This window comes from Frankia sp. CgMI4 (assembly GCF_001756285.1).
GTDB classification, from domain to species: Bacteria; Actinomycetota; Actinomycetes; order Frankiales; family Frankiaceae; genus Frankia; species Frankia casuarinae.
In genome coordinates, this window is the sequence record NZ_MAQZ01000044.1 from 77369 (window position 1) to 99632 (window position 22264).

A 22264-nucleotide genomic window follows, 5' to 3' on the forward strand; every position below is an offset into this window, starting at 1 on the left:
GGAACGTTCCAGACGGTGACGTAGGCTGTAGTCACCGAGGGTGATGCCTCCCCGGAGGCGACCGAGAGGAGCCGGCTCCATGGCCGACCTTCGTTCCTCGAACCCCGCGTTCCGTCGCGGTGGGTTCGCGTCTCCTCCCACGCCGACCCCCGAGGAGCTGGCGAGCCACTACCGCCAGCCCACCACCCTCACGATCGACGACGTCGTCGTGCACACGCTGGGGCTGTTCGCGCTGCTGGCGGTCGGTGGCGCGGTCGGCTGGGCCCTCGCGCCGGACTCGCCCGGCATCGCGCTGGGGGCCGGCCTCGTCGCCCTGGCGATCAGCCTGTTCGTCTCGTTTCGCAACCTGATCAGTCCGCCGCTCATCATCGCCTTCGCCCTGATCGAAGGGGTGGCGGTCGGGGCGGTCTCGCGCTACTACGAGAACGCCTTCAACGGCATCATCCCGCAGGCCCTGCTCGGGACCGGTCTGATCTTCGTCGCGATGCTGGTCGCCTACCGTAGTGGTCGGCTACGGGCCACCCCCCGGATGGCCCGTATCGTGTTCGGCGTGCTCCTCGGGGTCGTGCTCCTCGGCCTGACCGACCTCGTGATCAGGGCCACCAGCGGAAGCCACCTGCCGGTGATCAACGATGCGACGCCGCTCGGCATCCTGTTCAGCCTGCTTGTGYTCGGCGTCGCGAGCCTGCAGTTCATCCTCGACTTCGACTACATCGAGCGGGCGATCGCGTCCCATGCGCCGCGTTCCGAGGCGTGGCGGGCGGGATTCGGCCTGCTGATCGGCTTCGTCTGGGTCTACCTGGAGACGCTGCGCCTGCTCTCCAAGCTGCGGCAGTAGCGCGCGGGTCCGTCGTGGGGCCGGGTCCTGCCGATGATCATGTCAGGGCGGGCAGGGTCAGGGCGCGCGTGGTCAGGGCGCGCGCATAGCGGGTGTCCTCAAGCCTGGTCCTCAGCCCGAGACGTCCGGCCCCGCCGACCGCGCAGTGATCTGGATGATGCATCGCTGATCGCGGATCATCGCCGCCCGGTAGTCGTCCCAGTCGGGATGCTCACCCGCGATGTCTCGGTAATAGGAGATCAGGAGGTCCATCGCCGCCGGTAGCCGGACGATCTCGGCGGTTCCGTTGATCTGCACCCAGGGCCCGAAGAACTCATCGGGGAACACACAGATCCGTACGGTCGGATCCCGCTCGATGTGGCGGACCTTGTAGGCGGTGAGCCGGCTGCTGATCTGCAGACGGCCGTCGGTGTCCACCCCGACGGTGACCGGTGACATCTGGGGCGTGCCATCCCGGCGGGTGGTGCTGAGCACCGCCCGGTGGTGATCGCGTACGAACTCAGTGGCTGCGTCGAGGTTCATGCAGTCATTGTGATGTGTCCGGTGGCCGACCGGGCGCGTCAACGATGCGGACCATGTCCGCCCCATGGCGCCGGGTACCCGGCGCCATGGGGCGGGGGACAGCTGMGGGAAGCCGGGCCGTACCTCGACGCCCCACCGAGCGGCCGGGCCTGCGCGGCCGGGCCGCCGAGTGTCTACGCGCGGATCGCCCGCCGCCGCAGATCGGCCTCATGGACCAGGGCCGCCGCATAGCAGTGCGGCAGGTCGTGCTCGGCCCGCAGCCAGTTGACGCGCTCTGCGAAGCGGAGCAGGCCGGGTCCGTCGTCGAGCCGATCGAGCCAGTGGTTCACGTCGTGGCCGGTTGCCTTCGGTATCCGCTCGATGAGGATCTGGTGGGTCTGGGCGGAGCGGTTCAGCGACATGCGCGCCTCCTGAGGTGAAACCCGACGTCAACGGACCATGTCTGGAGGGTGCCCTATACCACAGTAGAGAGCAAGACCCGTTCCCGTCATCGTCAGGTAACCTGCTCGGATGTCCGACGAGGTCCGTGATCTCATCCGTGAGGTCGGCCTGCTGATTCACCGCCTTCAGTGTTGGTCCGGGTCATCATGGGATGTTCCGGTGGAATCCGGTGGTACCAGGGCGGAGCGGGCCGTTCGGCTGCTCGACGAACTGGCGTCGCTCGGCGAGCGGGCCGGCACGGGAGCGCCGGCCGGCGCTCGTCCGCCGCGGCTGGCGCCGCATGCCCTGACCGACCAGCTCGCGGTCCTCGCCGACGAGCTCGTCGCCGCGATCTCGGTGTCCGGTGCGGCGGCGCCGTCCGGTCGCGACGTCCTGGCCGCCGCCCGGGCCGCCGTCCTGGAGGCCCGCCGGGATCTGGACGGCGCGGGCTTCGGGTTCCGCCCCCGTTGAGCGTTCGGTCGGTCTGATCGTCCAGTTCGGTCGGTCGGTCCGATCGTCGTTCACCGCAGGTTCCACGTGCTGCGCACGGTTTCCAGAACGTGTCCCGCGGCGATCCGCGCGCCGTCGAGACTCAGGTGCACGCCGTCACGGGCTCGGGCCAGGACGGTGTTACCGTCCGTGCCGGTGAGGTAGTCGCTGTATGCGCCGTTCTTCGACAACCACGGGGTGAGATCGAGATATCGGGCTCCGACCACCCTGGTCGTGGCGTCGAGGGTCGCCTCGTTCAGCCGGCGGAAGTAGCCGTTAAGCTGGTCCGACCGGGCCGGCGGGAGGCTGAGCCACAGCACTCGGCGGGCTCCGTCGCCGCTCCAGATCCGCATCACGACGATGGCACGCCGTTGGTACTCGGCGGTCCACGCGTCCGATCCGGCCGGCAGGACGGTTCCGTCCGCAAGCGTGATGCCCTGGCCGTCGTTCCCGCCCATTGCGACGATCACCAGCTCTGGGTTGCGCTGCGTGATCTGCGCCCGGGCATGGGTGGCCCAGTCGAAGAAGTCGGGCCGCACCAGGCCCGTGCCGAACCGCGTCTCGGTCTGTGCCCGGATCGTGGCGGGCGCACTGTTCATGATGCTCGGACCGAGTGATTCCGTCAGCGAGTCCCCGGTGACCAGGACGCGCAGCGGATCGGCCGCGGTCGGGTGGCGCGGTGGCAGCGGGGAGCGGTGGGAACCGGCGGCGCCCGGCCCGAGGGCGCCGGGGCGATCGGGCTCGGCTTCAGCTCGGCTGGCCGCCGATGCCAGCTCGGAGAAGGTGCCGCCGGACTTGGCGTCGTGACCAAACGCGCGCGACAACCACCGGTCCGGTTCGTCGAGATGGACGGTCCGGGTGATCCGTTCGGTCGGCCGGGCCACGCCCAGCACGAGCGTGCGGGTGAGTCCTGGGCGCATGCCCTCGCCCGCGTGCACCATCGCCGAGGCGCGGAGCACCGCCAGCAGACCCAGGGTGACGGCTACCAGCAGGAAGGCCTGCCGAACCCGGACGACGCCGGTGGTCGCCGCGGGTGCGGTCGCCGGGGGTCCCGGTGGCGCCGAATCTTCACGCTCAGTCATCGCCCCTCGGCTTCGTTGACGCAGGTCACAGATGTCCCGGAATGTGATCGGGCGTTGCTATTAGATTACTCTAAGTTAAAGTCCCTCTCGCCGTTGCTCGTATCGTCCGGCCTGAGTGTTACCCCGGCCGGGGTAACACTCAGGCTCCGGGACCGGGGTTGGGCTGGGGAGAGCAGGCGAGCGTGACTCAGAAGCGGAAGTAGATGAACGGCGCGACGTCCTGTGGGCCGACGATCGCATAAATGATCATGATGCTCGGGGTGAGCAGCGCGATCTGGGCGCCAAGGCGCAGTCGGGTGAAGGCGGCCTGCGCGTGGATCCACCAGACGCGCGGGACGGCTGCGGTGGCCAGTCCCACCCCGATGGCGGCGAGGACCGTCGGAGTGACCAGCGGCGCCGGTCCGCTCGCGGTGAACAGCCGGACGACGAGCTCGCGTGCCGTTGCCAGGTCGGGCGCTCGGAACAGGACCCAGGTGGCACACACGAAGTGGAAGACGGCCAGCCGGCCGGCCCAGGCGCGGACCGGGTTGGGGACCGCTTCGGGAAGCGCGGCCTGTGCGGCGATGATCGTCCGGCGGCTCGCCGTGGTTGGCGTCCCCGCGGAACTGCCGGCGATGCCGAAGCCGGCAGCGGGACCGGGACCAATAACGGCGCCGGATCCGCCAGCGGAAAGGAGCGGTGCGGGGCTCTCCGATCCCGGCCGGGGTAGCGGCATCGCGGAGAGCCCCGCCGATTCGGCCTGTCCCGGGATCTGTTCCTGTCCCGTGGCTCGGGCCCGTCCCGGGATCTGCTCCTGTCCCGTGGCTCGGGCCCGTTCCGTCGCCCGGATCCGGTCCGCCCGTCGGGCCCGGATCCGGCGTTCGGTCACCAGCCCACCGCCGTGCAGCGCTCCCCACAGGACGAACGTCCAGGCGGCGCCGTGCCAGAGACCACCCAGAGTCATGGTGATCATGATGTTGAGGTAGGTGCGCCGCTGCCCCTTCCGGTTCCCTCCGAGCGGTAGGTAGACGTAGTCCCGTAGCCATCGGGACAGGGTCATGTGCCAGCGGCGCCAGAAGTCCTGCAGGGTGACGGCCGCGTAGGGACGGTCGAAGTTGTCCGGGAAGCGGAAGCCGAGCAGGAGGGCGATCCCGATCGCGATGTCGGAGTACGCCGAGAAGTCACAGTAGATCTGCACGGCGTAGCCGTAGCCGGCCGTGGCGATCTCCAGCGACGAGTGCTGRCCGGGTGCGTCGAAGACGGGGTCGACGAGGCGTGAGGCGATCAGATCGGCGAGCACCACCTTCTTGACCAGGCCGCCCACGATCAGGAACACGGCCCGGGTGGCCTGGACCTGGTTCGGGTCCCGTGGCGTGGCGAGCTGGGGGATGAACTCGCGCGCACGCACGATGGGACCGGCGACCAGATGCGGGAAGAACGCCTCGTACACGGSGAAGTCCAGCAGCGACGCGGGTGTGCTGGTGCCGCGATGGACGTCGATGACGTAGGACAGCGCCTGGAAGGTGAAGAACGAGATCCCGATCGGCAGCGCCACCTGGAGCAGGGGCAGCGCCGTGGGGAGACCGATCTCGGCCAGCGCGCGGTCCACCGACAGGGCGAAGAAGCTGTAGTACTTGAACCAGCCGAGCAGGCCGAGGTCGCAGACGATCGCGGCGATGAGGACGCGGCGGTCGCGCCAGCGGTGGATCGCGACGGCGGCACCCTGGTTGATCAAGGTGGAGGCCACGATCAGCAGCACGAAGCGTGCGTCCGCGAAGCCGTAGAAGAAATACGACGCCCCGAGGATGAACGGCTTCCACAGCCTCGGCCGGGGCATCAGCAGCCAGGAGATCGCCAGCACCACGACAAGGAACGCCGCAAACTCGATCGTCGGAAAGATCATGTGTGCCCGTCCGGTGGGGTCGCCCAGCAGGATAATCGCTTTAGGAAGTCGAGCGACTACCTAAAGTAGTTGATGGGTGGGGTGTTCGCCGCTCGACGGCCGCGCTGCCGGCATCCGCCTGGCCCTTTCGGGTAGCCTCCGGCCGATTGCCGGTGGAACTCGTGCGCCGGCGCCATGGGATGGCTACCTTCCGACCATGGGCATCGTCTCAGTCAACGGCATCGACCTCGCCTACGAGATCCACGGCGACGAGGACGGGTTGCCGCTGCTCCTGATCGGCGGCCTCGGGCAGCAGCTCGTCGGCTGGCACCCGGACCTGYTGGCCGCGCTCGGTCGTCGCGGTTATCGAACGATCATCTTCGACAACCGGGACGTGGGACTGTCCACTCATCTCGACCAGCTCGGTCGGCCCGACCTGGCGGCGATCCTGAGCGGTCGCTTCGACCTCGCTCCCTACCGGCTCGAGGACCTGGCCGCGGACGCGGTCGGCCTGCTGACCGCCCTCGGGATCGAGTCGGCGCACCTGATGGGCAGCTCGATGGGTGGCATGATCGCCCAGATCGTGGCCCTCGGGAACCCCGAGCGGGTGCGCAGCCTCACCTCGATGATGTCCCATCCGGGTGACCACMGGGTGCAGCCGACCGCCGAGGCGATCGCGCTGTTCCTGCGGCCGGCGCCGGCCGACCTGGAGGAGTTCGTCCTCGCCGGGCACGAGGCGCAGGAGGTCCTGGGCTCGCCGTTGTTCGCGCCGGACGTGGCGTGGCTGCGGCGGCGGGCCGAGATCCAATGGGGCCGTCGCCCGAACCCGGTCGGGGTCATGCGCCAGATCGCCGCCGTGCTCGCGGCGCCCGACCGCACCCCCGGGCTCGCGCGGCTCCCGGTCCCCACCCTCGTCGTCCACGGTGACGCGGACCCGCTCGTCCCGGTCCTCGGTGGTCGGTTGACGGCCGCGGCGATCCCGCTCGCGGAGCTGCTGGAGATCGACGGGATGGGGCATGAGCTCCCCCGCCAGGTCTGGGGTCGCATCCTGGACAAGCTTGACGATGTCGTGCATCGCGGGGAAGTCGATCGTCGCGGGACGCTCGCGCAGGCGAGCTGAGCGACGACCCGCCTGCCCGGATCGTCGCGGTGGCCCGGCCGCGTCAGGTCCCGGGCTTGATGACCATGAAAGCGATGATCAGTATCCAGCAGGCGGTGCTCACGGCGACACCCCCCATGATTGGAAGGGTACGCCGACGCGTGTCACCGCCCGCGTCGATCTCCTTGACGGCGTGRGCGAGCCCGGGCGCGATCATGCCCAGCGAGATCCCGGTGGCCACCACCCACAGCACGAGGGCACCCGACAGCCAGGGGTCGCCCAGCGACCGCACGCTGCCGAATGATCCCTGATGCACCAGCCCGAGGCCCGTCACGACGATGAGCAGTGAGGCGAGCGCGAGAGCCCGGATCATCCGCACGCACAGGCGCAGGATCGGCAGGGCACCGGCCCCCAACCGCAGCAGGCGCGGGGTGACCACGGTGATCAGCGTCAGCGGACCGATGACGAAGACCCCGAGAACGACGTGCACGGTCAGGAGGAGCCCGAAGCTGCCCGAATGCGGCATGCGCAGAAGGTATCGATCGTCGTCCGTCGGCCGTATCCCGGGGGACGGCGATCCGCTAGAGCCGGTAGGACTGGTAGTAGAGCGACTTCACCACGTCGCCGAAGTGAGTTCCGTACAGCTTGTCGTTGACTCCGGCATAGGCGTAGCTGACCACCCCGTCGACCCAGCCGTGCCCGGAACCGAGCCGGCCGAGGCCGGTGAGTAGTGGCCCGCCGCTGGCGCCGGCCGTCATGCGGCAGGCGACGCCGATCGACGGGCTGCCGTAGGGGTCGCCGAAGCCGGGGCCGGCGCAGTAGACGAGTTGGCTGCCGTCGTAGGGGGGCAGCCGCGGGTAGCCGAAGGTGTACTGCGGATACGTCCCCGGAAGATCGAAGGCTATGCCCTGGGATCCGACCGTGTCCTCGAGATGACGGCCGCGGGACGGGGACGGGTTGAACAGGGCGAAGCCGGTGTCGACGTCGAAGTCGTCCTGGCGGGCCCACCCGGACGTCACGGTAAGCCGGCGGGCGGTCCAGATGCCGTAGGGCATCGCGCCGTTGTCGAACCCGGGGATGAAGATGACGTTCCGCGCGAACTGTTCCCCGCTACCGCCGTGCACGCAGTGCCCCGCGGTGACCACGAGGTCACGGCTGGGGCTGGACACGACGCTCGCGGAGCAGGCGTAGTCACTGCCGCCGATGGTGGCGAACAACCGGCCGGTGGTCGTGGTCACCAGCCCGCCCCGGGTGTAGGGCGTTCCGGCGCTCGGGGGCGGGGGAGCGTCGCTCGCGGCCGTTTCGGAGTCGCCGGCGGCAGGCGGGGCCGGCCCGGGACTGAGGGGGGCGGCATCGGCATGGTCGTTCGTGCGGGCCCCGAAGGCTCGGGCCCGCCGCTGCGCGCTCCAGTACCGTTCGACCTCGCGCTGCTCGGCGAGGGTCACCGCCCCCGGCGCCGAGAGGAGCTGTCCCGCGGTGGATCCCGGGTACGTGGCGGCGATCGGCGCGCCCCCTCGCCCGGTGTCCGACGCCGCCTGGGCGGGGCTGGCCGGAAGGGCCGCGGGTGCCAGCGCGACGCCCGCCGTCAGCAGGATCGCGACGGTGAGCCTCGATCGCGCCGGCGGGCGTGGGCGGGCCCGGGTGGCGCCGGGTACATCCGCCGGCGGGAGTGGGCGGAGGCGTGCCGCGTCCGCCCGTCGCTCGGACTCCTGGTCTGCACTCCGTGACGTCACGACAGCGCAGAGTAGCAGTACTGTCGCCTTCTGTGGCGGCTCGCGGGCGTTGTGGGACGGGTGGGTCGGCGGGCCGCGCCTCCCGCCCTTGTCGACCCCTCTCCATGGGCCGGTTGGAGAGGGCTGTAGGGGTAAGACGGCTAGGTGCTAGATAGTCCGGAAGAGACGGTACCTATAAACCCGTATCATTCAACCCGTATCATTCAAGCCATATCATCGAGACCATGGCTGGAATCGCGCTGACGCCGGTGTCGTATCTGGTCCTGGGGGAGGTGGCGCGGCRTGGCAGCGCCACTCCGTACGAGCTCAAGGTCGCGGTTGCYGGCTCGATCGGTAACTTCTGGTCGTTTCCGCACGCCCAGCTCTACAAGGAGCCGCCCCGCCTTGCCGCGGCCGGACTCCTCTCGGAGGAACGGGAGGAGTCCGGCCGCAGGCGGCGGATCTTTCGCCTGACCGACGCCGGCCGGAGCAGGTTGGCCGCGTGGCTCACCGTCCCGGAGGCCGGGCGCACCGAGCTGCGCGATCCCGGCCTGCTCAAGCTGGCATTCGCCGATCTGGGCCGGCCGGGTGATGTCAGCCGGCTCGCGCGGGCCCAGGCGGCGGCGCATCGCGCTCACCTGGAGGTGTACCGCTCCCTGATCGCGCTGCCCGCGGGCGCCCTGGCCTGGTCGCTGCGCCGGACCCTCGATCTCGGGCTCGGCTACGAGGRGCTCGCGGTCGAGTTCTGGGAACGCCTCGCCGCCGAGCCGGGCGGGGTGGCGCGGCGGTCAGCGGGCGGTGCGGTGCCTGCCCCGGGCCCGCAGGTAGTCCCGGATGACGTAGTTGCCGAGGGCGGCGGGATCGGGTGAGAGAACCCGCCCGCCGTTGCGTCTGGCTATCTCCTCGACGAACTGCACCAGCCGTGGCTCGTCGTCGAGCATGAACACGTTGACGGTCACGCCGCGCCGGGTGAGCCGGTCGACCTCGGCCAGGGTCAGCTCCAGGGTCTCGGGCATCGGCGGCCAGGAGAACGAGGGAGTACCGTCGCGCAGCAGGTGCGCGGTGGGCTCACCGTCGGTGACCACCATGATGACCGGCTCCGACTGCGGGTAGCGGCTCAGCAACCGGCCAGCGATGAGCAGGGCGTGCTGCAGGTTCGTGCCCTGCACCATCTCGGAGTCGAGCCCGGCGAGCTCGACCGRCCGCAGCTCCCGGGCGTAGTCCGAGAAGCCGACAATGTGGATCTTGTCTTGCGGGAACGACGTGCTGACGAGCGTGTGCAGCGCGAGTGCCGTCGACTTCGCGATGCCCCAGGTGCCCCGCAGCGCCATCGAGTAGGACAGGTCGACGAGCAGGCACACCGCCGCCGTGGCGCGGCGCTCCGTCTCGGCGACCTCGAAGTCGGCCACCGCCAGGCGGATCGGGTGGCCCCGGCCGGGCGGACCGCCGCGCAGCACCGCGTTGCGGACCGTGCGGACGACGTCGATCGGCTGGGTGTCGCCGAACTGCCAGGCCCGGGAGGTGCCCAGCAGATCCCCGGCGGAACCCGCGTCGGTCACGCTGTGATCCCCGCGGCCCCGGGCGGAGACCTGCCGGAAGATCCGGGCCAGTGCGGCCTGCCCGATCCGGCGCACCGCCCGCGGGGTGAGCTCGAGGCTCCCGGCCCGGCGGGTGAGGAATCCCTGCCGCTCCAGCTCCCGTTCGATCTCCTGCAGCCCTCGCAGATCGTCGACGGCGGACCGGCCCAGCGCCCGGGCCACCGCCTCGGGGTCAACGTCTTCCAGGGAGGCCCCGGCGTAGTCCTGCCCCAGCGCGGCGGCCAGTTCGTCCAGCTCCGCGAGCTCCTCCAGCGCGGTGGTGGCGTCGCCGAGACCGAGCGGTTCCTCGCCGCTCAGGCCGTCGCCCAACCGGCCGGCCCGCCCCCGCAGCCGTCCACCCCAGTTGAGGTCAGGTCGGGACGCGCGCAGCGCCTGCGCCAGTCGTGACATCTCCGCGGCGAGCCCCAGGTCCTCCATCGCCGTGGACATCAGATCGGCGAGTTCGGAGCGCTGCTGCGGGGTGAGCCCGGCCAGCAACCGCGCGGCGGCGGCGGCCCGGCGGGCCAGCGCGTCAACCAGTTCCTCCAGCGAGCCGGGGTTCTCCGGAAAGAAGTCGCCGAACTCCCGCATGAACCGGGCGAACGCCTCGTCGGTGTCCTCACCGCGGGCGTCCGCCTCCAGCAGGGCGTTGAGCGCGCCGACCATCTCCCGGATCCGGGCGAAGTCCTCGGGCGTGGCCCCCTCCAGGGCCTGCTTCATCCCCTTGAACTGGGAATCGAGGACCTCGCGACGCAGCAGCTCGGAGATCTTCTCGTACGTCTCGCGGGCCGGCGGGGACCGCCAGTCATACTCGGCGAGCGAGCGCACCGCACGGGCGGGGTCCGCGGGCAGCGCGTCCAGCTCGGCTTCGCGCAGCCGGGCGTCGTCGGAGGGGTCGGGGAACAGCGCCGCCCGTTCCTGGCCCACGGCGGTGTCGAGCAGCCGGCGGACCTCTTGGAGTGTCCCGTCCATCCGGCCGTGGGATCGGGCCTCYCGCCGGTGCCGCTCGACGGCCCGGCGCATGTCGTCCAGACCACGCCGGCCCGGCATGCCCCGGCGCAGCAGCGACTCCAGAGCCTCCCGCGGGGTGCGTCCCTCCAGAATCTGGCGGGACATCTCATCCAGGGCGTCGGACGCGGTGAAGGGAGAGGCGAGTGGGTCGGGTCCGCCGTCCCACGGGCCATACCGGAATGTTCCGGAATTCACTGTTCCTCCTGGAAGCTTCCGTGCCGAGGCCAGGTGCCGCCGGGTCAGGTGCCGTAGACGGTCCGTCCGGGAAGCTCTTCCTTGRCCAGCCGGCGGTTGAGGTGCAGTCCCTCCATCGCCAGCTCCAGCGCGGCCGCCGCGAGCCCCGGCGACTCCGCCCCGTCCACGCCGAGCCTGGTCAGGATCGCCGCGAGCCCGGGCACCGGCCCGACCCGGCGCAGCAGCTCGGCCGCCGCTACCAGGTCGCCGGTCTCGACCGGGCCATCCGCGTCGAAGCGGGCCTGCAGGCCGGTGAGGTCCGCGCCGGCCAGCCTTGCCCGGAATGTCTCGGCCACCGCGCGGCGCAACAGCAGCGCGAGGACCTCGTCCTCCCGGCCCTCCTCCAGCTGGTCGAACTCGACCTTGCCGCGTACCGCCGGGACGATCGCGGCGAGGTCGACCACCCGTGYGGTGGGCGTCTCCTCGCCGGTCAGCGCCGCGCGGCGGACCGCCGAAGCCGCCACCGTCTCGGYCGCGGCCACCGACAGCCGGGCCGACACCCCCGAGCGCTGGTCGACCTGGGGGGCGTCGCGCACCAGCCGGGTGAACCGGGCCACGATCTCCACCAGGTGATCGGGTATCTCCGGTGCGCCGAGCGGGGACCCCGCCCAGGACATCACCGCCTCCTGGCGGATCAGCGCCAGTTCGTCGGTGAGGTGCAGCGGGTAGTGGGTGCGGACCTCGGCGCCGAACCGGTCCTTGAGCGGCGTGATGATCCGCCCCCGGTTGGTGTAGTCCTCGGGGTTGGCCGAGGCGACCAGCAGCAGGTCCAGCGGCAACCGGAGCAGGTAGCCGCGGACCTGGATGTCCCGCTCCTCCAGCACGTTGAGCAGCGCGACCTGGATCCGTTCGGCGAGGTCGGGCAGCTCGTTGACGCTGAAGATCCCGCGGTTGGTGCGTGGCACCAGCCCGTAGTGGACCGTCTCGGGATCGCCGAGCGTGCGGCCCTCGGCGACCTTCACCGGGTCGACGTCGCCGATGAGGTCGCCGACGCTCGTGTCCGGGGTCGCGAGCTTCTCGCTGAACCGCTCGCCGCGGTGCCGCCAGACCACCGGCAGCGCGTCACCGAGATCGGCCGCCAGCGCCCGGCATCGGCCGCAGACCGGCGCGTAGGGGTGGTCGTTGATCTCACAGCCGGCGACGGCCGGCGACCACTCGTCGAGCAGACTCACCAGAGTGCGGATGAGCCGGGTCTTGCCCTGCCCGCGCTCGCCGAGGAAGACGATGTCGTGACCGGCCAGGATGGCCCGCTCGACCTGGGGAAGGACGGTCTCGTCGAAACCRACGATGCCCGGGAACCGGGGGCCGTCGCCCTGCATCAGGGCGACGAGGTTGTCGCGCAGCTCCGTCCGCACCGGGCGGTGCGCGTGCCCGCTGCGGCGCAGCCCACCCAGGGTGGTGAACTGCGGGGCGGCGGCCGTCGGCGGGTGGACCGCAGATGCCACGGTCGGGGGCACGGTCGGTGGTATGGAATGACTGGGCTGTGCCGGCAGATCCTCCACCCGTTGACGGTACGCCGACGCCGCCACCCGTGCAGCCGGGCCGGCGCTCGTCCGCTGCTGGCGTAGTCAGCCCGAGTAGGGCGACACCGAGACGATCTCGACCTTGGCCGAACGGCCGTTGGGCAGCGTGTAGGAGACGGTCTCGCCCGCCTTGTGCCCGCTCACCGCGCCGCCTAGCGGGGACGCCGGGGAGAAGACCTCGATGGGCGTGCTGTGGTCCTCACGCGAGCCGATGAGGAACTTCTCCGTCTCCCGTTCGCCGGAGAAGCGCACCTCGACGACGGTGCCGGGGCYGGCCTCGCCGGTCGCCGCGGGTGCCTCGCCGACCTGGGCGTCGCGCAGCAGGTCCGTGAGCTGGCGAATCCGGGCCTCCTGCTTGCCCTGCTCCTCCTTGGCCGCGTGGTAGCCGCCGTTTTCCTTGAGGTCGCCCTCCTCGCGGGCAGCCTCAATTTTGGTCGCGATCTCCGTACGCCACGGGCCGGTCAGGTAGTCGAGCTCGGAGCGGAGCCGGTCGTATGCCTCCTGGGTGAGCCAAGTCTGCTGCGTCACGCGGGTCACGCTCCTCGGTGAACATCAAAAGGGTCATCATACCAAAATGAATCAAGGAATCCGATGTCGGGCTTGGTGGCTCTGGCGGCGTCTGGACCGCCCGGAAGCTCCGGACCGGCGGGTCAGCCCTTACGGGTGATCCGACAGCCCTTGCCTTCGACCTCGACCACGCATGCTTCACGCAGGGGTGGGAGGACGACGGAACCGGCCGTCGTCCATCGGCCCTCCGGACCGGGCCGACGACGATGTCGGTGCGCCGGTCGACGGCAGGCCTGCCGTCGAAGCATGCGCGGACGGTGCATTGTGCCACGGCGTTGGGTGACTTTTCCAGACCGAACGCGGGGCGGGCCCCGGCGGTTCCTCGGACGAGGTCGGATCACCCAGACCGGTGAGCCCGGAACAACGTCGAGGCATCAGGAACGTCGAGGCATCAGCAACGTCGAGGCATCAGGAACAATGGGCCGCATGCCCGCGGTCCACGATCGGCATGGCCTGCGCCTGATGGCCATCCACGCCCACCCCGATGACGAGTCCAGCAAAGGCGCCGCCACCATGGCACGTTACGCCAGCGAGGGCGCCGACGTCCTCGTGGTCACGTGTACCGGGGGAGAGGAGGGCAGCATCCTCAACCCCGCGATGGACCAGCCGGGTGTCGCCGCCCGGATGGCGGAGATCCGCAGGCAGGAGATGGAGGCCGCCCGGCTCATCCTCGGGGTCCGCCAGGAGTGGCTCGGCTTCGTCGACTCCGGACTGCCTGAGGGCGATCCGCCGCCGCCTGTTCCGGACGGGCGGTTCGCCACCATCGCGCTCGGCGAGGCGGCCCGTCCGCTGGTCCGGTTGATCCGTCAGTTCCGGCCGCAGGTCATCACGACCTACGACGAGTCGGGCGGGTATCCGCATCCCGACCACATCATGACCCATCGGGTCAGTGTGGAGGCGTTCGAGGCGGCCGGTGATCCCGACCGTTATCCCGAGGTCGGTGTCGACGCCGGCCTCGAACCCTGGCAGCCGCTCAAGCTTTACTACCACCTCACCTTCCACAAGGAGCGCGTCCTCGCTCTCCACGAGGAGATGATGGCCCGCGGTCTGGAGTCCCCCTATGCCGAGCGGCTGGCCGAGTGGGTCGACCGYGCCGAGGACACCGGTCGGCTCACCACCCAGGTGGAGTGCGCGGACTGGTTCGAGACCCGCGACCGGGCACTGATCGCCCACRCCACCCAGGTCGACCCCACCGGATGGTGGTTCCGGATACCCCTGGAGGTGCAGCGGGACGCCTGGCCGACAGAGGACTACCAGCTGGCCCGTTCTCTTATCGAGGTCGGCATGCTGCCCGAAGACGATCTGTTCAACGGCGTGTGACTCTCCGGTAACCTKACCTTTCAGGTGGCATGTGACTTTTCGGATGGCATGTGACTTTTCGAACAGTATGTGATCTAGTCAACGGTGCGTGACCGCGGAGGCGGAGGACTCGTACGGCAGGGCGTAGGGTCGGAATCGGCGCCCGTCGTGGAGTGTCCCCGTGGCGGGCGGTGACAGCAGGTGTGGCGGACACCAGAGGACACCAGGTGTGAGGACGTGCCCGTGAACGAGGTCTTCGCCGCTTCCGTGCTGGTCGAGAGGAAGATCGACGCCGGAGCCGTCGGGCTCCTCGTCGTCCTGGCACTGATCGCGGCCTCCAGTGTGATCTTCTTCTTCCTCTCGAAGAGCCTGCGCCGGATGCGGTCGAACGTCGCCAGCGGCGAGTTCGCCGGCGTCGACCCTGATCCGAACGCGATGCGCCGGCTGGACGGTGGAGACGGGCCGGTTATCGACGGGGAGGTCGTCGAGGAGACCGCCGGCACCGCCGGCGCCGGTAGCACGGCGGGCCTGGCGGGTGGCGGCGAGCAGCTGGACCTGCCGACCCAGCCTGGACCCCCCGCGGGCTCCGCGGGGAGCGATCGGTAGGCGGCTGCCGCAGACCCCGGCTAGGCGGGGGAGATGGCGATATTCACGATCCGACCGGGCACGACGATGATCTTCTTGATCGTCCGACCATCGGTCTGCCGGGCGAACTCGGGATGTGCGGCGAGCAGATCGCGAACCGTCTGCTCCGCTGAACCGTCCGGAACCTCGATGGTGAACCGGACCTTCCCGTTCACCTGGACCGGGATCGTCCTGACCGACTCGGCGGCCAGCGCCGGATCCCCGATCGGGAAGGCGACCGTGCTGACCGACTCCTCGTGACCGAGGCGGGACCACAGTTCCTCGGCGATGTGCGGGGCCAGCGGGGCCGCCATCAGGGTGAGYGGCTCGGCGAGCGCGCGGGGGGTGGGGGATTTCCCGTAGCTCTTGCTGACGAAGTTGGTTAGTTCGATGAGCCGGGCGACCGCGGTGTTGAACCGCAGCCCCGCGTATTCGGCGGTGACCGTGAGGATCGTCCGGTGCAGGACGCGAAGAGCCTCGCCGTCCAACGGCTCGTCAACGACGGCGGCCGCCCCGGTGGTTTCGTCGACGACGGTGCGCCACAGCCGCTGGAGGAACCGGTGCGAACCGACGATGTCGTCGGTGTGCCATGGCCGGTCAGCGTCGAGCGGGCCCATCGCCATCTCGTAGACGCGCAGCGTGTCGGCGCCGAACCTGTCGTACATCTCGTCCGGGCTGACGCTGTTCTTCAGGCTCTTGCCCATCTTGCCCGAGCGCCGGTTGACCGGGGCGCCCTGGAAGAGGAACCGGCCGTCGGGGGTCGCCGTCACCTCGGCCGCCGGGACGTACATGCCCCGGGCGTCGGTGAAGGCATCCGCCTGGATGTATCCCTGGTTGAACAGCCGCTTGAACGGCTCCTTGGTGGAGACGTGGCCCAGGTCGTAGAGCACCTTGTGCCAGAACCGGGCGTAGAGCAGGTGCAGCACGGCGTGCTCGACACCGCCGACGTACAGATCGACGCCGCCGTCGCCGGGAACCGCGCCCGGCCTGGCCATCCAGTAGCGCTCGACGGTCGGGTCGACGAAGCGCTCGGTGTTGGTCGGGTCCAGGTAGCGCAGGTAGTACCAACACGAACCGGCCCACTGCGGCATGGTGTTCGTCTCGCGCCGGTACTGCTTCGGCCCGTCGCCGAGATCCAGGGTGACCGTCACCCAGTCGGCCACCCGGGCCAGGGGGGGCACCGGGTCGCTCGCGTCGTCCTCGGCCATCGCCGTGGGCCGGAAGTCGGTCATCTCCGGCAGTTCGATCGGCAGCAGCTCGTCGGGAACCGCGTGGGGCAGCCCGTCGACGTCGAAGACGATCGGGAACGGCTCGCCCCAGTACCGCTGGCGGGAGAACAGCCAGTCCCGCAGCCGGTACGACCGCGCCGACCTGCCGGCGCCGATCTCCTCCAGCCAGTGAACCGTGGCCTTGATCGCCTCGCTTTTCGACAGGCCGACCAGCACCGGGGCGCTGGCCGGACCGGGCCGATACTCGCCCGCACCGCTGAACGCCTCGGGCCACTGCGCTGATGGAGTCGCGGGCACTACCCCGTGCGCGGCGTACCAGTCCGCGTCCGGCTCCAGCACGGCGGGGATCGGCAGGTCGAACGCGCGGGCGAAGGAGAAGTCCCGGCTGTCGTGCGCCGGTACCGCCATGATTGCCCCGGTGCCGTAGCCCAGCAGCACATAGTCGGCCAGGAAGACCGGGATGACCCCGCCACCGACCGGGTTGCGCACGTACGAGCCGGTGAACACGCCGGTGCGGTCGATGACCTCCTCGCCGCGCTGCCGGTCGCTGCGGTGGGCCGCGAACTCCCGGTAGGCGTCGACGGCGGCTCGCGGGGTCCACGCCGGATCGGCGCCCGCCTCCGGCCCGGCGGTGTCCGCCGGTTCCGTGCCGCCRCCCGGCCGTCCCGCCGGGAAGCGCCAGCTCACCGGGGTGTCCGCCGGCCAGGTGTCGGCGATCAGGGCGTCGGCCAGGGGATGTTCGGGCGCGAGTACCAGGAAGGTGGCCCCCGCCAGGGTGTCCGGGCGGGTGGTATAGACCTCGATACGCCGGGCGGTCGATGAGCCAGACGGATCGGACGCACCTGCCTCCTCGCCGGGGGCGACGACGGTGAACTCGACGCTGGCGCCCTCGCTCGGACTGATCCAGTTGCGCTGCATCTGCTTGATCGAGTCCGGCCAGTCGACCAGGTCGAGGTCGGAGATCAGCCRCTCGGCATAGGCGGTGATCCGCAGGATCCACTGCTTCAGCGGCCGGCGAAACACTGGGTAGTTCCCGATGTCGCTGCGGCCGTCGGCGGTGACCTCCTCGTTCGCCAGCACGGTGCCCAGCCCCGGGCACCAGTTGACCAGCTGTTCRGAGATGTAGGCCAGGCGGTGCGCGTTGACGACCTTCCGGCGGGACACCTCGTCGAGTTCGGTCCACGCCAGCCCGGCCGGGTTCGCCGCCCGGACCGCGTCAACCGACACGGCCGTGTTCCCCCCGGCGGGGCCGGCTACCRGCGCCCGGGTGCCCGCGGCGAACTCCTCGATCAGCTCGGCGATCGGCCGGGCCCGGCCGGCCTKCGGGTCGTACCAGCTGTTGAAGATCTGCTGGAAGATCCACTGCGTCCAGCGGTAGTAGCCCACGTCGGTCGTCGCGATCTCGCGGCGGGTGTCGTGGCCCAGCCCCAGCCGGGAGAGTTGGCGGCGCATGTTGGCGATGTTGGCGTTGGTGGTGTCGCGGGGATGCTGGCCCGTGTTGATGGCGTACTGCTCGGCGGGCAGGCCGAAGGAGTCGTATCCGAACGGATGCAGCACGTGCCGGCCGGACATCCGCAGATAGCGGGCGAACACGTCGGTGCCGATGTACCCCAGCGGGTGCCCGACGTGCAGCCCCGAGCCGCTCGGATAGGGGAACATGTCCATGATGTAGAACGGCTCCCGGCCGGCGACCTTCTCGAAGCCCGTCGAGAGCGGCCCGACCGGGTTCGGCGAGTTGAACGTGCCCTCGTCGGCCCACCGGCGCTGCCAGCGCCGCTCGATGTCGGCGGCGAGCCGGGCGTCGTACCGGAAGCTCGGCTCGACGCTCCCGGTCCCGGCGGGGGCGCCGCCCGCGGTGCCCGCGGCTGCCGGGATGATCCCGCCAGACGCACCGGTCGGTGCCACCGTGGTGTCCGCGGCGCCGGTCCGGGCGCCGGGCTCGGCCGTCTCACTCATCGCTCGTGCCATCCAAACTCGTTGGTACGTCGACCCTCTCACCGCTCTCGCGGCGGGAACGGCGGCCTGACGGACGGCGGTCGGGCGAGCGGACGGCGGGGATCGTGCGGTCCCACGAGCCTATCCGCCGGGTACGTCGGCGCGGCGGGCCGGTCGAGGAAGCGCGCCGATCACGTCGGCGCGGCGTGGAGATGAGGGCGGACTACCTGGGCGCGCCTTTGGTTGCATATCCAGAGGCCTACGGGGTTCCGCGGGCCTGGCGGACACGCAGATCATGAGGAGTTCGGGTGCCTAACAAGCTCGCGGAGCAGACGTCTCCGTACCTGCTGCAGCACGCGGACAACCCGGTCGACTGGTGGCCCTGGAGCCCGGCGGCCTTCGCCGAGGCGGCCCGGCGGGGGGTGCCGGTGCTGCTCTCGGTGGGCTACGCATCCTGCCACTGGTGCCATGTCATGGCGCACGAATCGTTCGAGGACGCCGCGACCGCCGAGTACATGAACGACCACTTCGTCAACATCAAGGTGGATCGGGAGGAGCGGCYCGACGTCGACTCCGTCTACATGGACGTCACCGTCGCCCTGACCGGGCACGGCGGCTGGCCGATGACGGTGTTCCTCACCCCTACCGCCGAGCCGTTCTTCGCCGGCACCTACTTCCCGCCGCGTCCCCGGCCCGGCATGGGGTCGTTCCGCCAGGTCCTGACGGCGGTCACCGAGGCCTGGCGGACCCGGCGGGACGAGATCGAGGAGTCGGGGGYGGACATCGCCCGCCGGCTCGCCGAGGCGGCGACGCGTGGTCCGGCGTCCGGTCTCGCAGCCGAGATCACCCCGGCTCTGCTCGACACCGCCGTGGCGGGGCTGTCGGCCCGCTTTGACGCCCGTCACGGTGGATTCGGCGGTGCGCCGAAGTTCCCGCCGTCCATGGTCGCCGAGATGCTGCTGCGRCACTCCGCCCGCACGGGGGACGCGCGCAGCCTGGAGATGGTCGCGGTGACCTGCGAACGGATGGCGCGTGGGGGCATCTACGACCAGCTCGCCGGGGGGTTCGCCCGGTACAGCGTCGATGCGACGTGGACGGTCCCGCACTTCGAGAAGATGCTCTACGACAACGCGCTGCTGCTGCGGGTCTACCTGCACCTGTGGCGGGCCACCGGGTCGGCACTGGCCGAACGGGTGGTCCGGGAGACGGCAGCCTTCCTGCTTGCGGATCTGCGCACCCCCCAGGGGGGGTTCGCCTCGGCGCTCGACGCGGATGCCGTTCCCGCGGATGCCGTTCCCGCGAGCGCTGCCCCGGCGGGAGCGCACCCCGAGGAGGGGGCCAGCTACGCCTGGACACCCGCCCAGTTCGTCGCCGTCCTCGGGCCGGAAGACGGGCGGTGGGCCGCCGGCGTCTTCGGCGTCACCGAGCAGGGCAGTTTCGAACGTGGTACGTCGGTGCTGCGCCTGCCGGCGGACCCGGACGATCCGGCGAGGTTCGCGGCGGTCCGCGCGGCCCTGGCCGCGGCACGGGCGACCCGGCCGCAGCCGGCTCGCGACGACAAGGTGGTGGCCGCCTGGAACGGCCTGGCCATCGCGGCGTTGGCCGAGGCTGGCGCGTTGTTCGACGAGCCGGACTGGGTGCGGGCCGCCGAACAGGCCGCCGTCCTGCTCCGGGACGTGCATCTCGTCAACGGACGCCTGCGCCGGACGAGCCGGGACGGGCGGGTTGGCGTGAACGCCGGGGTACTGGAGGACTACGGCGACGTCGCCGAGGGACTGCTCACCCTGCACCAGGTCACCGGCGATCCGGAGTGGCTCGCGCTCGCTGGGACGCTGCTGGACATCGTCCGTGATCGGTTCGCGGCCTCTGACGGGGGGTTCTTCGATACCGCGGACGACGCGGAGGTGCTGTTGCGCCGGCCGCGGGACGACTCGGACTCGGCGACCCCGTCGGGCCAGGCGGCTGTCGCCGGCGCCCTGGTCAGCTACGCGGCGTTGACCGGTTCCACCGAACACCGGTCGGCCGCCKAGACGACGGTGGCGCGCGTCGCTCCGTTGCTGGCCCGKGATGCCCGGTTCGCCGGTTGGGCCGGTGCGGTCGCCGAGGCGCTGCTGGCCGGGCCGGCCGAGGTCGCGGTCGTGGACAGCCCGGCGCTGGAACGGCTCGCCCGCCTCGGCACGGCGCCCGGTGCGGTCGTGGTGACCAGCGGACCGCTGACCGTCGGCCGGGAAACGGCTGGGGTGTAYGTGTGCCGGGATTTCGTCTGTGAGCTGCCGGCCCGGACCGCAGCCGAGGTGCGCCGCCAACTCGGGGTGAAGGTGGCCAGCTGACCGTCCCTCTTCTTTCACTGGTGATGCGGTAAGCATGTTGCACTGGTGATGCGGTAAGACTGGCGGTGCGGTAAGCATGTAATTGTCACGAGGGGTTCTTCGGATCCGCTCTGGAGTGCCAGATCGGGCCTCCGGGTCCGGATCAGCCGGCAGGCCGGGCCCGCGCGCGGGTCCCGATCGGAGATCGAGGGGACACGTCATGTCCGGTCCGCGTGGACGGGGGTACGGCAGACCGGGGGAGCGGGCGGAGGTGGTTCCGGCGGACGACGCCGCAGCCTGGTTCGCCGAGCACATCCCGGCCGGGTGGTTCGCCGGGATGCCCACGGTGGTCGTGGACCGGGACGAGATCACGGTCATCGGGGTACTCGCGGCCGGCGGCGTCGCGCCCGGAGGAGGGCCGTCGGCGACGGGGGCCCGGATCCGGCGGTTCCGGGAGCAGACCCGTGAGGAACGGATCGCCATCGCCACGAAGGCCGAACATCGGTACAACCGCAAGGTGGCGTGGGGCGCGACCGTCGGTGACACCACCGAGCTGTTCACCGCGCTGTCCGTGCCGGTGATGACTCGGCTGCGCCAGCCGGAACGCCAGGTGCTCGACACCCTCGTCGACTCGGGGGTGGCGCGCAGCCGCAGCGAGGCCCTCGCCTGGTGCGTACGTCTGGTGGGCGAGAACGCCGACAGCTGGCTGCGCCAGCTCCGGGAGGCCATGGAACAGGTGGAGAAGATCCGCTCGGTGGGCCCTCGGCTGTAGCCGCCGGAGCCCCCGGTAGCCGCCGTGCGGGGGAAGGCTGTTAGTAGATGGCGAAGAGCAGCGCAATGTAGTGGCAGGTCGCGGCGACGAGGGTGAAGGCATGGAACACCTCGTGGTAGCCGAAGATCGTGGGTGCCGGGTCCGGTCGCCGGCAGGCGTAGACGACGGCGCCGAGGCTGTAGCAGACCCCCCCCACGAGCAGAAGTACCATCGAGGCGATCCCGGCCCGGTGGGCGAGCTCCGGGATCACGAAGACGGCTACCCAGCCGAGCGCGATGTAGAGCGGCACGGTCAGGTACCGCGGCGAGTGCAGCCACAGCATCCGGATGGCGACGCCGAGTCCCGCCCCTCCCCACACCACCGCCAGGACCACCCGAGCGGTCGTCGGCGGCATCGCGATMAGGGCGAAGGGGGTGTAAGTCCCGGCGATGAAAACAAAGATCATTGAGTGGTCGAGACGCTTCATGCGCGCCCGGGCACGTGATGTCGACCACATCGTCCGGTGATAGAGGGCGCTCGTTCCGAAGAGGGCCGCAATACTCAGGGCGTAAACCGCGATACCGAGCCGGGCACGCAGCGTGGTAGCCAGTGCCACCGCAATGACGCCTAGTGTCAGGCTGATCGGGAACGCGCCGGCATGTAGCCATCCCCGCATGCGMGGTCGCACCAGGTCACGCGGGTGCGAGGCGATGTCCGTCTGCGGAGGCCCGGCTGGCTGCTGTACGAGGGAAGCCACGCCGAGAACGATAACCCGAGGGTTGCCGCCGTCACGAAGCGGAGCTGGACGGCAGCGGTCGGTCCGTATCGGTGCGTGATGGATCCGACGCTTCTGCGCACTCGCTATCGCGCGACTGCGGACGGAACGCGCGGTACAGTCTAATGATCCTGAACGTGGCCTCGAACTTCCCCTATATTGTGGGTTTTGTCTGAACKTCCACGAGTACGTTCGAGTTCTCAAGTGGGTACCTGCATATGGGAAGAGAGCGCGGCAGGTTCGACTCGACCGGAGGTGTGAGCTGTGACAACCGCGGCACAGGTTTCGGGGCTGGACGTGGCCCCCACGAGGCACGCCAGGCTGGTTGCCTGGGTGCGCGAGATTGCCGAACTCACTCAGCCGGATCGGGTTGAGTGGTGCGATGGATCAGAGGCGGAGTTCGATCG

The 22264-nt window shown here is 70.5% G+C and carries 20 protein-coding genes; 9 read left to right on the forward strand and 11 right to left on the reverse strand.

What is annotated here, in order from left to right:
• Positions 1–79: 79 nt before the first annotated feature.
• The gene (locus Manayef4_RS04285) at positions 80–838 is read left to right on the forward strand and encodes a Bax inhibitor-1/YccA family protein (RefSeq protein ID WP_070130698.1); all 759 of its coding nucleotides are present in this window, start codon (positions 80–82) and stop codon (positions 836–838) included.
• A 111-nt stretch (positions 839–949) separates the two neighbouring features.
• Here the strand turns inward: Manayef4_RS04285 and Manayef4_RS04290 are convergent, their stop codons facing one another.
• Both Manayef4_RS04290 and Manayef4_RS04295 read right to left on the reverse strand, forming a co-directional pair.
• The gene (locus tag Manayef4_RS04290) at positions 950–1360 is read right to left on the reverse strand and encodes a PPOX class F420-dependent oxidoreductase (RefSeq protein ID WP_023840079.1); all 411 of its coding nucleotides are present in this window, start codon (positions 1358–1360) and stop codon (positions 950–952) included.
• 173 nt (positions 1361–1533) lie between these two features.
• The gene (locus Manayef4_RS04295) at positions 1534–1761 is read right to left on the reverse strand and encodes a DUF4287 domain-containing protein (protein WP_011438288.1); all 228 of its coding nucleotides are present in this window, start codon (positions 1759–1761) and stop codon (positions 1534–1536) included.
• Positions 1762–1960: 199 nt separating this feature from the next.
• Between Manayef4_RS04295 and Manayef4_RS04300 the strand changes: the two genes are divergently transcribed.
• A complete protein-coding gene (locus Manayef4_RS04300; protein WP_235462825.1) occupies positions 1961–2251 on the forward strand; it encodes a hypothetical protein in 291 nt (96 codons plus the stop codon).
• A 50-nt stretch (positions 2252–2301) separates the two neighbouring features.
• Here the strand turns inward: Manayef4_RS04300 and Manayef4_RS04305 are convergent, their stop codons facing one another.
• Together Manayef4_RS04305 and Manayef4_RS04310 are read right to left on the reverse strand one after the other, a co-directional pair.
• Positions 2302–3351: a DUF459 domain-containing protein gene (locus Manayef4_RS04305; RefSeq protein ID WP_011438286.1), complete on the reverse strand. Its 1050-nt coding sequence runs from the start codon at positions 3349–3351 to the stop codon at positions 2302–2304.
• Positions 3352–3538: 187 nt separating this feature from the next.
• The gene (locus Manayef4_RS04310; protein ID WP_070130702.1) at positions 3539–5233 is read right to left on the reverse strand and encodes an MBOAT family protein; all 1695 of its coding nucleotides are present in this window, start codon (positions 5231–5233) and stop codon (positions 3539–3541) included.
• Positions 5234–5429: 196 nt separating this feature from the next.
• On the opposite strand from Manayef4_RS04310, the gene Manayef4_RS04315 reads away from it, so the two are divergent.
• Positions 5430–6332 (forward strand): alpha/beta fold hydrolase, encoded by a 903-nt coding sequence (locus tag Manayef4_RS04315; protein WP_011438284.1) that lies wholly within the window; start codon positions 5430–5432, stop codon positions 6330–6332.
• Between the two features lie 43 nt (positions 6333–6375).
• Here Manayef4_RS04315 and Manayef4_RS04320 read toward each other — a convergent pair whose 3' ends face one another.
• Together Manayef4_RS04320 and Manayef4_RS04325 are read right to left on the reverse strand one after the other, a co-directional pair.
• Complete coding sequence (locus tag Manayef4_RS04320; protein ID WP_011438283.1) at positions 6376–6837, reverse strand: membrane protein; 462 nt, start codon at positions 6835–6837, stop codon at positions 6376–6378.
• A 55-nt stretch (positions 6838–6892) separates the two neighbouring features.
• On the reverse strand, positions 6893–8044 hold the full coding sequence (locus Manayef4_RS04325; RefSeq protein WP_011438282.1) for a hypothetical protein: 1152 nt from the start codon (positions 8042–8044) through the stop codon (positions 6893–6895).
• 224 nt (positions 8045–8268) lie between these two features.
• Between Manayef4_RS04325 and Manayef4_RS04330 the strand changes: the two genes are divergently transcribed.
• Positions 8269–8892 carry a PadR family transcriptional regulator gene (locus tag Manayef4_RS04330; RefSeq protein WP_070130703.1) on the forward strand — a complete coding sequence of 208 codons (624 nt, stop codon included), beginning with the start codon at positions 8269–8271 and terminating at the stop codon, positions 8890–8892.
• Here the strand turns inward: Manayef4_RS04330 and Manayef4_RS04335 are convergent.
• From Manayef4_RS04335 to greA, 3 genes are all read right to left on the reverse strand, one after another.
• Positions 8812–10806 (reverse strand): hypothetical protein, encoded by a 1995-nt coding sequence (locus tag Manayef4_RS04335; protein ID WP_070130705.1) that lies wholly within the window; start codon positions 10804–10806, stop codon positions 8812–8814. The two genes, Manayef4_RS04330 and Manayef4_RS04335, sit on opposite strands and share 81 nt — an antisense overlap.
• Before the next feature lie 44 nt (positions 10807–10850).
• Positions 10851–12290 (reverse strand): magnesium chelatase, encoded by a 1440-nt coding sequence (locus Manayef4_RS04340; protein ID WP_175443313.1) that lies wholly within the window; start codon positions 12288–12290, stop codon positions 10851–10853.
• Positions 12291–12413: 123 nt separating this feature from the next.
• Complete coding sequence (gene greA, locus Manayef4_RS04345) at positions 12414–12896, reverse strand: transcription elongation factor GreA (protein WP_070130722.1); 483 nt, start codon at positions 12894–12896, stop codon at positions 12414–12416.
• 456 nt (positions 12897–13352) lie between these two features.
• On the opposite strand from greA, the gene mca reads away from it, so the two are divergent.
• Together mca and Manayef4_RS04355 are read left to right on the forward strand one after the other, a co-directional pair.
• Complete coding sequence (mca, locus tag Manayef4_RS04350) at positions 13353–14255, forward strand: mycothiol conjugate amidase Mca (protein ID WP_070130707.1); 903 nt, start codon at positions 13353–13355, stop codon at positions 14253–14255.
• A gap of 222 nt (positions 14256–14477) precedes the next feature.
• Positions 14478–14840 carry a hypothetical protein gene (locus Manayef4_RS04355; RefSeq protein ID WP_023840081.1) on the forward strand — a complete coding sequence of 121 codons (363 nt, stop codon included), beginning with the start codon at positions 14478–14480 and terminating at the stop codon, positions 14838–14840.
• 20 nt (positions 14841–14860) lie between these two features.
• On the opposite strand, the gene Manayef4_RS04360 is transcribed toward Manayef4_RS04355, so the two are convergent.
• Positions 14861–18055, reverse strand: a complete 3195-nt coding sequence (locus Manayef4_RS04360) for a class I tRNA ligase family protein (RefSeq protein WP_139139997.1) — start codon at positions 18053–18055, stop codon at positions 14861–14863.
• Positions 18056–18330: 275 nt separating this feature from the next.
• On the opposite strand from Manayef4_RS04360, the gene Manayef4_RS04365 reads away from it, so the two are divergent.
• The gene (locus tag Manayef4_RS04365; protein ID WP_070130708.1) at positions 18331–20352 is read left to right on the forward strand and encodes a thioredoxin domain-containing protein; all 2022 of its coding nucleotides are present in this window, start codon (positions 18331–18333) and stop codon (positions 20350–20352) included.
• A 199-nt stretch (positions 20353–20551) separates the two neighbouring features.
• Positions 20552–21103, forward strand: a complete 552-nt coding sequence (locus Manayef4_RS04370) for a hypothetical protein (protein WP_011438273.1) — start codon at positions 20552–20554, stop codon at positions 21101–21103.
• A 40-nt stretch (positions 21104–21143) separates the two neighbouring features.
• Here the strand turns inward: Manayef4_RS04370 and Manayef4_RS04375 are convergent, their stop codons facing one another.
• On the reverse strand, positions 21144–21758 hold the full coding sequence (locus Manayef4_RS04375; protein WP_070130709.1) for a hemolysin III family protein: 615 nt from the start codon (positions 21756–21758) through the stop codon (positions 21144–21146).
• A gap of 363 nt (positions 21759–22121) precedes the next feature.
• Here Manayef4_RS04375 and Manayef4_RS24755 point away from each other — a divergent pair.
• Positions 22122–22264: hypothetical protein (locus Manayef4_RS24755; protein WP_175443314.1), on the forward strand; the 143-nt coding region annotated here is incomplete at its 3' end.

Excerpts from the sequence above, each read along its gene's own strand:
- Manayef4_RS04305 (WP_011438286.1), bottom strand. The coding sequence starts at position 3,351 with ATGACTGAGCGTGAAGATTCGGCGCCACCGGGACCCCCGGCGACCGCA.
- Manayef4_RS04295 (WP_011438288.1), bottom strand. The coding sequence starts at position 1,761 with ATGTCGCTGAACCGCTCCGCCCAGACCCACCAGATCCTCATCGAGCGG.
- Manayef4_RS04290 (WP_023840079.1), bottom strand. The coding sequence starts at position 1,360 with ATGAACCTCGACGCAGCCACTGAGTTCGTACGCGATCACCACCGGGCG.
- Manayef4_RS04370 (WP_011438273.1), top strand. The coding sequence starts at position 20,552 with ATGTCCGGTCCGCGTGGACGGGGGTACGGCAGACCGGGGGAGCGGGCG.